This is a genomic window from Cohnella lubricantis (genome assembly GCF_014212015.1).
In the GTDB taxonomy this organism is placed as follows: domain Bacteria; phylum Bacillota; class Bacilli; order Paenibacillales; family Paenibacillaceae; genus Cohnella; species Cohnella lubricantis.
Map to the genome: position 1 here is coordinate 1 of NZ_JACJVN010000023.1, position 13365 is coordinate 13365.

The following is a 13365-nucleotide window of genomic DNA, read 5'->3' on the forward strand; positions in this document are numbered from 1 at the left end:
AGCGGCACCGACGCCCGCCGTCTCGCCAACAGCCGAGCCGTTGCCTGCAGCCACGCCGCGCTCGCTTGCCGCCTCGCCGCCAGTCGGCGCGCCGCTCGCCGCGCATCTCGCCGGCGAAGCCGCCGCTTGCGGCGTCCTGCTCGGCTTCGCGTACCCGGACCGCATCGCCCGGCGGCGCGGTCCGGGCCGCTATACGCTTAGCGGCGGCCGGGGCGCGGCCTTGGCGGAGAGCGATCCGCTCGCCGCATCCGAGTACATCGTCATCGCCGAGCTCGACGATCAAGGGCTGGAGGGCCGCATACAGCTGGCTGCGGCTCTCGCCGAAGAGGATCTGCGACGGCACTTCGCGGACTTGATCCGCACGGAAGAAGCGGTCCGCTGGGACTCCGAAGCGGAAGCTGTACGGGCGCGCGCCGTGACTCGGCTGGGTGCGATCACGCTGCAGGAGCGGCCGCTGGCGAAGCCCGATCCGGAGCTCGTCGCCGAAGCGCTCCTTCAAGGCATCCGCGAGCTCGGGCTGTCCGCGCTGCCTTGGAGCCGATCGGCACGCCAGCTGCAGGAGCGCGTGCTGTTCCTCGGCCGCCACGCCGGCGGCTGGCCGGATTGGTCGGACGAAGGGCTGCTGAATACGTTGGAAGAGTGGCTTGCGCCTTACGCTCAAGGGATGCGCAGCCGGGCCGATCTGCAGCGGCTGAATCTGACGAATCTATTGGAGGCTGCGCTGCCGTGGGAGAAGCGGAACGAGCTCGAACGGGAGGCGCCGACGCATGTGACGGTGCCGAGCGGCTCTCGTATTCCGATCGACTATTCAGACCCGGATGCGCCCGCATTGGCGGTTCGGCTGCAGGAGATGTTCGGCCTGTCCGATACGCCGCGCATCGCAGGGGGCCGCGTTCCGCTGACGCTGCATCTGCTGTCGCCGGCCCAGCGGCCGGTGCAGGTGACGCGCGACCTGGCCAGCTTCTGGCGAAGCGGCTACTTCGAAGTGCGCAAGGACTTGAAGGGCCGGTATCCGAAGCACTTCTGGCCCGACGATCCGCTCGAGGCCACGGCCACCCGGAGGGTGCGCCCGCCTGCGCCTTGAGCCAAACACCTTTCTCGACGAACCGGATGCTCTCGCCCCAAGTCTTCCTGAATGTGGTATGATGAAGGCAACTTGCTAGAACGTTCCGATGCCCGGAAGGAGGGCTCCTTGTGAAATCTATATTTCTGTTCGGCCTGCTGTGGTGGCTGCTCGGCAATCCGTTCCTGGCCATTATCGTGCTGCTTATTATCGCGTATGTGCTGGAGAGAAGGTACATCGGCTTGTCGCCAAACCTGCTGCGTCCGTTCCGTAGAAGAAGCGCGGCTTCCCGCATGCGCAGGCAGCTGGCGATCAATCCGCATGACGTGTCGGCGAAGCAGGAGCTGGCCCGTCTGGAGATCGAGGGGAAGAATTACAAGGCAGCCCGCGATATTCTGCTCGGCATCGAGCGCCAGATGGAGCATTCGGCGGAATATTGGAGCGACCTGGGGCTTTGCGAATTGGCGCTGGGGCATATCGAGGAAGGCGAACGGGCGATGCTGAAGGCGCTGGAGATCAGCCCGCGGGTCAAATACGGCCTGCCGTACCTTCGCCTGGGAGATGCGTTCGCGAAGTCGGATCCCGACCGCTCACTGGCGTATTTGAAGCAGTTCCAGGAGATTCAATCTTCGTCCTGCGAGTCCTATTTCCGGCTGGGGGAGATTTACGAGTCGATGGGGCGGACGGAGGAGGCGCGCGAGTCTTATCGCGAATGCTTAACGATCTATCGGTCGCTGCCGCGTTATATGAAGAGACGTGAGCGCAAGTGGGCGCTGCGAAGCAGGTTTAAGGCGCAGTAACGGTCCGAAAATGTGAAAGGAGAGCCTGCCGCTAGGCTCCCCTTCAAGAGAATAACATTATTCAGCCGGAGCTTCCTCAGCAGCTTCGGCTTCTTCATTGGCTGCTTCGGCAACCGGTTCTTCAGCCGCTGCGGAGGCTTCTTCCGCTGCTTCGGCAACTTCCTCGGGGGCCGCTTCCGTTACGGCAGCCGCTTCCGCTTCGGCCTCGTCGACCGTCTCTGCCGCTTCGGCAACCGCTTCTGCTTCTTCGGCAGCTTCGGCTGCAACCTCTGCTTCAACCGCTTCGGCAGCTTCCGTTGCTTCAACAACTTCCGCCGCTTCGGATGCTTCTGCAGCCGCTTCCGCTTCCGGTTGTTCTACGATGAGTTCTTCGTTCGTGTCCATTGTCCCATCCTCCTATATTGGCGATTAGATAGCGGGGACAAGCCCCTACACTCAAATTATCATGAGTTGCAGAATGTGGAAACGGTGTTAATTTAGGTTATTTTGTAGAGTTTCAACGAAATGGCGGCTTGTAAACAAAACGTAATAATTCGGCGACGTTTCGACAGTCGCGCGAGGCCAGCGGGAGTGCCTGAACCCGGCAATATTGCCCCAATTGCGGGCCTATTTGACAAGAAGGATGCCGGCGGCGTATATTGTGGGGCGAACCTTGAGAACGGAGTGGATCGACGATGAGAGGAGCCGGACGCAGCCGTCAGCAGCGCCAGGAACCGAAGGGACGGAGCGGCCGCGGCCGCGGAGAGGATAGAGGCGGCCGGACGGACCGCCTCGGAGGCAAGCCGCCGAAGCAGGGCGTGCGCCAGGCCGGGGCGAACGCGGGACATGGCGATCGGCGCGGCAGGGCTAACGGCGGACGATCGAACCGCGCCGAAGCGACCGGCGTGCGGGCGGACCGCGGCCATGGAGGCGAGCGGCCCGGCCGGAGCGGCGGTCCGGCGAAGGCGTCTCATGGAACGGCGGCGGGGCATAGGCCAGCGGCGCATAGGTCGGCGGAGCGGCAAGGGTGGCCGCCGGTTCCGGAGGAGATGTTAAAGCCCGGCCATCGCAAAGGCGAGTGGCTGGAGATCCGCGTGCCCGAGACGCTCATGGGCGAGCCGGTGCAGAGGGTCCTGGAGCATACGCCGCTTGCGCCGAAGCTCGTCACGAAGCTTATGCACAATAAGGGGCTTGTTCTGCAAGGCTCCAAGCTGCGGCTTCAGCTGTTCCCTGCGGAGGAGCGGGACTTCCCTTCCGACTGGATGGAGCTGAACGTGCTGTACGAGGATGACTTCACGCTGGTGGTGAACAAGCCTTCGGGCATCGAGGTGCATCCGAGCGAGAAGGGGCAGCGCCGGACGCTGGCGCATGCGGTCGCGGCTTATTACGAGATGTCGAACCAGGATGTCCGAGTGCGCCACATACACCGGATCGACAAGGAGACGACCGGCCCGGTGCTGTATGCGAAGAACGAGTTCGCGCACTATCAGTATGACAAGGAGATGCGCGAGAAGAAGATCGAACGCATCTACTTAGCGCTGGCGGAAGGCATGCTGTCCCAAGACCGGGGGACCATCAACAAGCCGATCGGGCAGGACCGCCATCACTCGACGAAGCGCCGGGTCAGCGAGACCGGGGATTCGGCCGTCACGCATTACGAGGTGGTGGAGCGATTCGCCGATCATACGCTCGTTCGGCTGCGGCTCGAGACGGGGCGGACGCACCAGATTCGAGTGCATCTGTCGGCGATCGGCCATCCGCTCGCAGGCGACGGGCTGTACGGTGGCAAGAGGGGGCTCATCTCCCGGCAGGCGCTGCACGGGGAGCAGCTGCTCTGGCACCATCCGTGGACGAACGAGCTACTGTCCGCGAGGGCGCCGCTGCCGGACGACTTCAGCGCGGCGCTGGACAAGCTGCGCGAGCGGGAACAGCAGGAGTAGCCAGCGGCTACAAGAGCTAAGCTTGCACCTGAGCCAAAGGGAGAGTGCGAGCCCGCGTTTGCGCCCGCGCTCTGCCCGTGCCCGCGCGGTGCCGCGCCAGCGCTCACCCGCACCAGCGCTCTGCCCGAGCCTGGCTTCATGAAGACGGCTCGGTCTTCGAATGATTTTTGCGACGCGTATATTGCTTGAGTTCATTGGTGATTGACTGCTGGACTCCATCCACGAACCGAATTCCGTAACGGAAGCCGTGCGCGCGCACCTCCTGCCAGAGAATCGTGCCCCGCAGCTCCAGGCTGCTCGCCAATTGAAGGTTCAGCACCAGCTTGCATTCGTTGTCCGTCGCCCGGAAGTTCAGCGCGCAGTCGAGCTTGCAGCCCCGCGGACTCAGATCGAGCAGTTCGGCTTGCGCTTGCTTCGTGTGGAAGATCGTTTGAAGGTTCATCTCGTAAGGGCGAATTAGACAGGGGATGCCCGGTTCGAACAAATAGCGAAACGGTTCGTTGCGTCTCGATAGATTCAATCGCGGTCAACCTCCATTAAAGTGAGTCCGATCAAAAATCGACAAATTTGTCCTGCAACCCCCAGTATACGACAGAACGACGGGCTCAGCCTATTCACTTTTTGTAAAAATCCCGTCAGCGATTGGACGGAAAATGGCAAATTGGTGACAATGCCGACTTGAAAATTGATAGCAGCTGTGATATTTTACTCTAGAACGAAATGACCGAATTGTTATTTTGGTCAGTCACTTGTGCGGCCGATAAATACAGGCTCTGAGCTATGGGGATATGCTAAATAAATGCGCAACGACGAGAGTCCCCGTTAGGGCGCGGATGGAAGGAGGGGATGGGACCATGCAGGAACGCAGAACGCCGGACCGGCGCAAGCAGGTGACGGAAGCGGCCGCTCTCTCGTTCGCGAGATTCGGCTACAAGGGGACGACGATGGATCAGGTTGCGAAGCTGGCGCGCGTAGGCAAGGGAACGATCTACACGTTCTATGCCAACAAGGAGGAGCTTTTCGACGAGATTATGAACGGGCTGATCTGCGATCTGCGGGTCGTGGCCGACGAGACGCTGAATCCTTCGCTCCCATTCGCCGACAATCTGATGAACGTGCTGCATCGGGTGCTGGATTACAGGGACCGGCACGCACTGGCAGCGAAGCTGTCGCAGGAGGTACGCGATATCGGGACGCCGCATGCCAAGCAAGGCTTGGAGGCGGTCGAGCGAGCGCTTGTCGGTTATATCGCGCGACACGTGAAGGAAGCATCGGAGAAGGGCGAGATTCGGGCGTGCGACCCCGAGCTGACAGCCTATATGATGTTGAAAATGTATTTGGCGCTGACGGACGATAACCATCATTCGCATCCGCCGCTCGGGAAAGAGGAAGTGCTAGCGCATTTTCGATTTTACTGTATCGAGGGGCTGGCGATTCGCTGATCCGGTTGGAGCGGCGGAGGGCATATTGCAGCCTGGCGCAGCACTGAGATACGCTGCGGCCCTTTTTTATGCATCGAAGTGACCGAATGGGGAAAACGGTCAATTCGTACCGTACAATATAATGAGCAACTAGGGAGTGAAGAGAGATGGCAGGTAAGAAGAAGAGTCCGCCATACGGACCGATCCGAGGCGAATGGAAGCGGCTGACGAGCAACAAGATGACGATGGTCTCCATGGTCGGCCTGATGGTCATTCCGCTGCTGTACAGCGGCATGCTGATCGGGGCTTTCTGGGATCCTTACGGCAAGCTGGATAAGCTGCCTGTAGCGGTCGTTAACGAAGATAAGGGAGCCGAGATGGACGGTACGGCGCTGCATGTCGGCCAGGATCTGGCAGATGAGCTGAAGAGCACGCATGACTTCAAGTGGGAATTCACGGACGAAGAGGAGGCGATGTCCGGCCTTCAGTCTCATCGCTACTCGATGGCGTTCGTCATTCCGGAAGACTTCTCGCAGAAGGCGGCGACGCTGAAGGACGAGACGCCGCAGCCGGCGCAAATCCAATATTACGTCGATGACGGGTATAACTATTTAACCTCCAAGATCGGTTCCGAAGCGTCGGAAGCGCTGCGGACGAAGGTTGGCCAAGCTGTGACCAAGGCTTATGCCGATGCAGTGTTTGATTCCGTGGGCGAAGCGGCGGACGGCTTCAAGGAAGCTTCCGGCGGAGCGTCCAAGCTGGCGGACGGAGCGAAGGAGGCGGAGGAGGGCGCACAGCGCCTCCGCGATAATCTGGCGAAGCTGGCTAGCGGCGCGACGCAGGTGCAGGAAGGCGTGAGCAAGCTGGCCGGCGGAGCCGGGGAATTGGCTGCCGGAGCGACGACGCTGTCCAGCGGCAGCGAGGCGTTGGCCGACGGGCTGCAGCAATTGGCAGCCGGAGGCAGCGATCTGGCGAGCGGGGCCGATCAGGCAGCCGCGGCGGCAGGCAAGCTGGCGGCGGGGGCGGAGCAGCTCGCCGCGAGCGGGCAGACGCTGGCCGCAGGCGCGGCAAGCGCGAAGGAAGGCAGCGCCGGCGTAGCGGACGGCGCGGGCAAGCTGGCCGCGGGGCTGCAGCAGTACGCCGAAGCGCATGGCGGCATGGCGGACGACGCGGCGTTCCAGCAGCTGCTGGCAGCCGCACAGTCCGTCGCCGGCGGCGCCGATCAACTGCAGCAAGGCACGGCCGCTCTAGCGGACGGCGCAGCTCAGCTGGCGGCCGGGCAGCAGTCTCTGGCTGCAGGCGCATCCGAGCTGCAAGCGGGCGTCGGCCAGGTGAAGGCCGGCGCGGGTACGTTCGGCGGCAAGCTCGGCGAAGCAAGCGCTGGCGCGGGCAAGCTGGCCGCGGGCGCCAAGGAGCTTGCGAGCGGGGCAGCGGAGCTAAGCTCGGGCCTTAGCGCGGCGGACAAGGGCTTGCTGCAGGTGACGGACGGCTCGGCGCAGCTGCAGGGCGGCACGCAGTCGCTGGCAAGCGGGCTGATGGAGCTGCAGGACGGCTCTCAGGAGCTGTCGAGCAAGCTCGGCGACGCATCCGGGCAAGCCTCCGAATTGGCAGGCACCGAACAGCAAGCCGACATGTTCGCCGATCCGATCCAGGTCGAAGAGCATAAGCTGGCCGACATTCCGAACTACGGCACCGGCATGACGCCGTACTTCCTGGCGCTGGGCTTATACGTCGGCGTCATGCTGTCCACGATTATCATTCCGCTGCGCGATGCAGCCGGCACGGTGAGAAGCGGCTGGCGCTGGTATCTGTCGAAGCTTATGCTGTTCGGGCCGCTGGTGCTGATTCAAGTCATCCTGGCCGATACGCTGCTCATTGCCGGGCTCGGACTCGACGTGCCGAACGTCCCGCTCTTCTACGCGGTAAGCGCCGTGATCGGACTGACGTTCATGACGATCGTGCATTTCTTCGTTACGCTGGCCGACAACGTCGGACGGTTCATCGCGATTATTCTGCTAACGCTGCAGCTGGCGTCGAGCGCCGGCACCTATCCGAGCGAGTTGCTGCCAGGCTGGCTTCAACGCATCGGCGACTGGATGCCGATGACATACGCCATCAAGGCGGTCCGCTACGTGCTCGGGGGCGGAACGGCTTCGCAAATCGGCGGCGAGCTGCTCGTCCTGGCGTACTACGCCGTAGTGTTCGTCGCGCTGATTCTTGCGCTGTTCCTGCTGCGCGCGCGGCGCATCGCGAACACGAACACGCACATGTATAGTGATGAAGCGTCGGCGGCGGTCTAATCGTACGAATAGCAAAGAAGCAGATCAGCGATGCGCAAAGAAGCAAAGAATCAGAGCAGCGATGCGTAAAGAAGCAAGAAGCAAAGAAGCAAAAAAGCAGATCAGCGATGCGCAAGGAAGCAATGAATCAGAGCAGCGGCATGCAAAGAATCAGAGTAGCCGACCCCGGGGGCTTGCCCCTGCGGAGCGGCTTTTTTTTCTGCGGAAGAAGCATTCGCGTCAAAACATGAGTCTGTTAGCGGGCTCGAGAGCTCTTTGGGGAATCGTACATGGAGAGGATATGAATACCGCATTCAATTTGGCGCGGCGACCTGGCAGGATTCGATGGCGGATTGTATATTTATGCATTTGAATGTAGGGGAGCTGACGATTATCCGCTGAAGAGGGTCACCAGATCGACTACATGCGCATCAATCGCAGGAGTAACCGTCTATGAAGGCGAATAGATCGACTACATGCGCAACAATCGCCAGAAAACGGCCAAAGAAGGCGAATAGATCGACTACATGCGCAACAATCGCCAGAAAACGGCCAAAGAAGGCGAATAGATCGACTACATGCGCAACAATCGCCAGGAACCGCCAATGATGGCGGCCAGATCGCCTGCATGCATCCATCACGCGCAAGCTGTCCAAGTCGCGCGTCCGTGCGCCGGTTGCTGACATGGCGCTCAGAATCTACCATTTTCCGAACATTCGCCGCTTCTGATCCTGTGCTTGTTCGCAAAGAGCAACAATTGTTATCGCCTTCATAAAAATATTAAATTGCCATACCTCACACGCTGGTGTTAAAATACTATAAATACAAAATGAATAATTATAAAACATCCCTGATTCCGAACGTTCTATCTGGTGACAATCGCGATATTATTTGTCAATATTAACAGATATCTCAGTCAGGCTTGTTGATCACATCCGTAATGTCGGACGATTCGTTGACGGCGTGTCCTGCGGGGCTGCCGTTCGCGGATCGTTTACAGCAATTTGGGGCTTTTGCACTTTACCGTGTCGTCGCGATGCTTCCATCCAAACTCTTCCTACAGAAAGGTTGCGTTTATATGAAAGAGCTAGTTAACGGCTTGCCCCCGAAGCAGGGCCTGTACGATCCGCAATACGAGAAAGACGCCTGCGGCATGGGCTTCGTCGCCCACATCAAAGGCCGCAAGTCGCATGAGATCGTCGAACAAGCGCTCTCCCTGCTGATCAACATGGAGCACCGCGGCGGTCAGGGCAGCGAACCGAACTCCGGCGACGGCGCGGGCATTCTGCTGCAGATCCCGCATGATTTTTTCTCCGACGAGGCCATCAAGCTTGGCTTCAAGCTGCCGGAAGAGGGCGGTTACGCTGTCGGCATGCTGTTCCTGACCCAAGAGGAATCGCAGCGGATGAAGCATGAGGAGGCCCTGGCGAAGGTAGCGGCCGAAGAAGGCTTAGAGGTCATCGGCTGGAGAACCGTGCCGACTCGCGACGACATGCTCGGCATCTCGGCCAAGCGCGTGAAGCCGTTCGTGCGCCAAGTGTTCCTCGCTCGTCCGGAAGGGCTGAAGGACGATCTGGCGTTCGAGCGGAAGCTGTACGTCGTCCGCAAGCGCGCCGAGAAGGCGATCCGGTATGCGGAGAACGTGCCGGGCGGCGACATGTTCTACTTCAGCAGCCTGTCGAGCAAGAAGATTATTTATAAAGGTATGCTCACGACCGAGCAGGTCGGCGAGTTCTACCTCGAGCTGCACGATCCGAAGGTCGTCACGGCGATCGCGCTCGTTCACTCCCGCTTCTCGACGAACACGTTCCCGAGCTGGGAGCGCGCGCATCCGTTCCATTATATGATCCACAACGGCGAGATTAACACGCTGCGCGGCAATGAGAACTGGATGCATGCCCGCCAGACGCTGTTCGAATCGGAGCTGTTCGCGGACGATCTGGAGAAGGTCAAGCCGATCATCAACCATGACGGCTCCGACACCGGCAAGTTCGACAACACGTTCGAGTTCATGTATCTGGCCGGACGCCCGCTCGCCCACGTTGCCATGATGATGGTACCGGAACCATGGCAGAACGACGAGCATATGGACGATGATAAAAAGGCATTCTATGAATATCACAGCACGCTGATGGAACCATGGGACGGACCTGCCGCCATGGGCTTCACCGACGGCGTTCAGATCGGCGCGATTCTCGACCGCAACGGCTTGCGTCCGGCGCGTTATTATGTGACGAAGGACGACCTCATCATCATGGCGTCCGAAGCTGGCGTTATTGAGCTGCCGCCGGAGGACATCGTGCTCAAGGACCGTCTGCGTCCGGGCCGCATGCTGCTCGTGGACACGAAGGAAGGCCGCATCATCTCCGATGAAGAGGTCAAGAAGAAGATCGTGACTGAGCATCCGTACCGCGAATGGCTCAGCGATCATCTGATCGATCTCGACGAGCTGCCGGAAGCGCCGGAGCTGCCGGAGGCGAATCACGACAACGTGCAGCAGCGCCAGCAGGCGTTCGGCTATTCGTTCGAGGATATTCGCAAGATCATCGAGCCGATGGCGGCGAGCGGCGCGGAACCTCTCGCCTCGATGGGCTACGACGCGCCGTTGGCTGTGCTGTCGGAACGTCCGCAGCGCCTGTTCAACTACTTCAAGCAATTGTTCGCGCAAGTGACGAACCCGCCGATCGACGCGATCCGCGAGGAGATCATCACGTCGACGTATACGACGATCGGACCGGAGCGGAACTTGCTGAGTCCGGAGCCGGAGAGCTGCCGGCATATCCGCTTGCAATCGCCGATCGTCTCGAACGAAGACTTCGCGAAGCTGCGCCATGTGCACCGTCCGGGCTTCAAGTCGATCACGCTGCCGATCTTCTTCCCAGCGGATCAAGGGGAACAAGGACTGCGCGATGCTGTGAAAACATTGTGTGAGGCGGCTGACCGTGTCATCGCTCGCGGGCATAACATCCTGATTCTGTCCGACCGTGATATCGATGCGGACAACGCGGCGATACCGTCGCTGCTGGCCGTATCGGCGCTGCATCACCATCTGATTCGCCAAGGTACGCGGACGAAGGTGAGCATTCTGCTCGAGTCCGGCGAGCCGCGCGAGGTGCATCACTTCGCGCTGCTGCTCGGCTACGGCGTCAGCGCGGTGAACCCGTACCTGGCGTTCGAGACGCTGGACGATCTGATCCGCCAAGGCCGGCTGCGGAATATCTCGCATGAGAAGGCGGTCAAGAATTACCTGAAGGCAGCCAACAAGGGCGTTGTCAAGGTGCTGTCGAAGATGGGCATCTCGACGATCCAGTCGTACCGCGGCGCGCAGATCTTCGAGGCGATCGGCCTGAAGAGCGACGTGATCGACGAGTACTTCACGTGGACGCCTTCGCGCATTGGCGGCGTTGGACTGGATGTCGTCGCGGAAGAAGCGCTGAAGCCGCACAACCGCGCGTACGAGAAGCAGGAAGGCGCTGTGCGCGAGTTGGATTCCGGCGGCGACTACCAATGGCGCAAGGACGGGGAAGACCATCTGTTTAACCCGAAGACGATCCATACGCTGCAGATGGCGACCCGTTCGAACAATTACGAGACCTACAAGAAGTTCTCGGCGCTCGTGCAGGGCGAATACGAAGAGATTCGCACGCTGCGCTCGCTGCTCGACTTCAAGTTCGATCAGCCGCCGGTGCCTCTAGAGGAAGTCGAGCCGGTCGAGTCGATCTTCAAGCGGTTCAAGACGGGCGCGATGTCGTTCGGCTCGATCAGCAAGGAAGCGCACGAGTCGCTCGCGATCGCGATGAACCGGATCGGCGGCAAGTCGAACTCCGGCGAAGGCGGCGAGGATCCGGCGCGCTTCAAGCCGGATGCGAACGGCGATCTGCGCCGCAGCGCGATCAAGCAGGTCGCGTCGGGACGCTTCGGCGTCACGAGCTACTACTTGGCGAACGCGGAAGAGATCCAGATCAAGATGGCGCAGGGCGCGAAGCCGGGCGAAGGCGGACAGCTTATGGGACGCAAAGTATATCCGTGGGTTGCCGAAGTCCGCGGCACGACGCCGGGCGTCGGCCTCATCTCGCCTCCGCCGCACCATGACATCTACTCGATCGAGGACTTGGCGGAGCTGATCCACGATCTGAAGAACGCGAACCGCCATGCGCGGATCAACGTCAAGCTCGTCTCCGAAGTCGGCGTCGGCACGGTTGCGGCCGGCGTGGCGAAGGCCCGCGCGGACGTCATCCTCGTCAGCGGCTACGACGGCGGCACCGGCGCGTCCCCAATCGGCTCGATCCGCCACGCGGGTCTGCCGTGGGAGCTCGGCCTTGCCGAGACGCATCAGACGCTGATCCTGAACAACCTGCGCGACCGCGTTATCGTCGAGACCGACGGCAAGATGATGACGGGCCGCGATATCGCGATCGCCGCGTTGCTTGGCGCCGAGGAATACGGCTTCTCCACCGCGCCGCTCGTCGTGCTAGGCTGCATCATGATGCGCGTCTGCCAGCTCGATACGTGCCCGGTCGGCGTCGCGACGCAGAATCCGGAGCTGCGCAAGAAGTTCATGGGCGACCCGGAATATGTCGTCAACTACATGCACTTCCTGGCGCAAGAGCTGCGCGAGATTATGGCACAGCTCGGCTTCCGCACAATCGAGGAGATGGTCGGACGGACCGACCGCCTCGATACGAAGAAGGCGATCAGCCACTTCAAGGCGCAGGGCGTCGACCTGACCGATCTGCTGCACATGCCGGAGCTGCCGGAAGGCTCTTATCGTTATAATGCGAAGAAGCAAGACCACCTGATCGAGGAGTCCCTCGATCTGCGGACGCTGCTGGATGCAGCGGCTCCTGCGCTGGAGAACGGGTCGCGCGTGGAAGGCACGTTCCCGATCAAGAACACGAACCGCGTCGTGGGCACGATTCTCGGCCACGAAGTGACGAAGCGCTACGGCAAGGACGGCTTGCCGGAAGACACGATCGACTTCCGCTTCGTCGGCACGTCCGGCATGAGCTTCGGCGCTTTCGTGCCGAAGGGCATGACGCTTCGGCTCGAGGGCGATGCGAACGACTACATCGGCAAGGGCTTGTCGGGCGGCAAGATCATCGTCCAGCCTTCGCCGAAGGCGACGTTCAAGGCGGAGGAGAACATCATCGCCGGCAACACGGCGTTCTACGGTGCAACGAGCGGCGAAGCCTACATTCGCGGCATCGCGGGCGAGCGCTTCGCGGTCCGCAATAGCGGCGCGAGCATCGTCGTGGAAGGCGTGGGCGATCACGGCTGCGAGTACATGACGGGCGGACGCGTCGTCATCCTCGGCCGCACCGGACGCAACTTCGCGGCCGGCATGTCGGGCGGCATCGCGTACGTGATCGATTGGGACGGCGACTTCGTCCGCCGCTGCAACTTCGAGATGGTGGCGCTCGAGAACCTCGAGGATGCCGCCGAGATCGCCGAAGTGCGCGGTCTGATCGAGAAGCATGTCGGCTACACCGGCAGCGAGCTGGGCGGCCGCGTGCTGGCGCAGTGGGATGAGCTGCTGCCGAAGGTCGTGAAGGTCATTCCGAAGGACTACAAGCGGATGCTCGAGCAGATCGCCAAGGTCGAGGCGCAAGGCCTCACCGGCGAGAAGGCGCTGCTGGCCGCATTCGAAGCCAATCTGCGCGACATGGCGCGGGCGGGCGGGAACTAAACTGAAGTGTGTGCGTCTATCCCCCGGAAAGCCGATTGAGGTCGGCTCCGGGGGATTTTTTTGTTGCCTATGTATTCCGTCTCCGCGATAGAAGCGATACCTCAAGCCTCTGATACGGCATGGACTGCGGCCCGGTCCTGGACGTTCAGAGGTTTTGTAATGCGTTGCCGCGGAAATTCAGCTTGACACGTTACGAT

Annotated in this window: 9 protein-coding genes; 6 read left to right on the top strand and 3 right to left on the bottom strand. The window is 61.1% G+C overall.

Annotated features, from left to right (window positions below):
- On the top strand, positions 1-1084 hold a 1084-nt coding region (locus H4Q31_RS05640; RefSeq protein ID WP_311771692.1), incomplete at its 5' end, for an ATP-dependent helicase C-terminal domain-containing protein.
- 110 nt (positions 1085-1194) lie between these two features.
- Positions 1195-1863, top strand: coding sequence for a tetratricopeptide repeat protein (locus H4Q31_RS05645; protein ID WP_185178103.1), 669 nt, complete (start codon positions 1195-1197; stop codon positions 1861-1863).
- A 57-nt stretch (positions 1864-1920) separates the two neighbouring features.
- On the opposite strand, the gene H4Q31_RS05650 is transcribed toward H4Q31_RS05645, so the two are convergent.
- On the bottom strand, positions 1921-2247 hold the full coding sequence (locus H4Q31_RS05650) for a hypothetical protein (RefSeq protein ID WP_185178104.1): 327 nt from the start codon (positions 2245-2247) through the stop codon (positions 1921-1923).
- 290 nt (positions 2248-2537) lie between these two features.
- On the opposite strand from H4Q31_RS05650, the gene H4Q31_RS05655 reads away from it, so the two are divergent.
- A complete protein-coding gene (locus H4Q31_RS05655; protein ID WP_245347504.1) occupies positions 2538-3782 on the top strand; it encodes an RluA family pseudouridine synthase in 1245 nt (414 codons plus the stop codon).
- 136 nt (positions 3783-3918) lie between these two features.
- On the opposite strand, the gene H4Q31_RS05660 is transcribed toward H4Q31_RS05655, so the two are convergent.
- Complete coding sequence (locus tag H4Q31_RS05660; RefSeq protein WP_185178105.1) at positions 3919-4302, bottom strand: PilZ domain-containing protein; 384 nt, start codon at positions 4300-4302, stop codon at positions 3919-3921.
- Positions 4303-4636: 334 nt separating this feature from the next.
- On the opposite strand from H4Q31_RS05660, the gene H4Q31_RS05665 reads away from it, so the two are divergent.
- Together H4Q31_RS05665 and H4Q31_RS05670 are read left to right on the top strand one after the other, a co-directional pair.
- On the top strand, positions 4637-5224 hold the full coding sequence (locus H4Q31_RS05665; RefSeq protein ID WP_185178106.1) for a TetR/AcrR family transcriptional regulator: 588 nt from the start codon (positions 4637-4639) through the stop codon (positions 5222-5224).
- Between the two features lie 146 nt (positions 5225-5370).
- The gene (locus H4Q31_RS05670; RefSeq protein ID WP_185178107.1) at positions 5371-7503 is read left to right on the top strand and encodes a YhgE/Pip domain-containing protein; all 2133 of its coding nucleotides are present in this window, start codon (positions 5371-5373) and stop codon (positions 7501-7503) included.
- A 410-nt stretch (positions 7504-7913) separates the two neighbouring features.
- On the opposite strand, the gene H4Q31_RS05675 is transcribed toward H4Q31_RS05670, so the two are convergent.
- Positions 7914-8138 carry a hypothetical protein gene (locus H4Q31_RS05675; protein WP_185178108.1) on the bottom strand — a complete coding sequence of 75 codons (225 nt, stop codon included), beginning with the start codon at positions 8136-8138 and terminating at the stop codon, positions 7914-7916.
- Between the two features lie 422 nt (positions 8139-8560).
- Here H4Q31_RS05675 and gltB point away from each other — a divergent pair, with 422 nt between their 5' ends.
- Positions 8561-13168: a glutamate synthase large subunit gene (gltB, locus tag H4Q31_RS05680; protein WP_185178109.1), complete on the top strand. Its 4608-nt coding sequence runs from the start codon at positions 8561-8563 to the stop codon at positions 13166-13168.
- Positions 13169-13365: the final 197 nt, after the last annotated feature.

What these genes read in the sequence shown, in the direction of transcription:
- H4Q31_RS05650 (WP_185178104.1), bottom strand. Translation starts at nt 2,247, where the DNA reads ATGGACACGAACGAAGAACTCATCGTAGAACAACCGGAAGCGGAAGCG.
- H4Q31_RS05655 (WP_245347504.1), top strand. Translation starts at nt 2,538, where the DNA reads ATGAGAGGAGCCGGACGCAGCCGTCAGCAGCGCCAGGAACCGAAGGGA.
- H4Q31_RS05665 (WP_185178106.1), top strand. Translation starts at nt 4,637, where the DNA reads ATGCAGGAACGCAGAACGCCGGACCGGCGCAAGCAGGTGACGGAAGCG.
- H4Q31_RS05670 (WP_185178107.1), top strand. Translation starts at nt 5,371, where the DNA reads ATGGCAGGTAAGAAGAAGAGTCCGCCATACGGACCGATCCGAGGCGAA.
- gltB (WP_185178109.1), top strand. Translation starts at nt 8,561, where the DNA reads ATGAAAGAGCTAGTTAACGGCTTGCCCCCGAAGCAGGGCCTGTACGAT.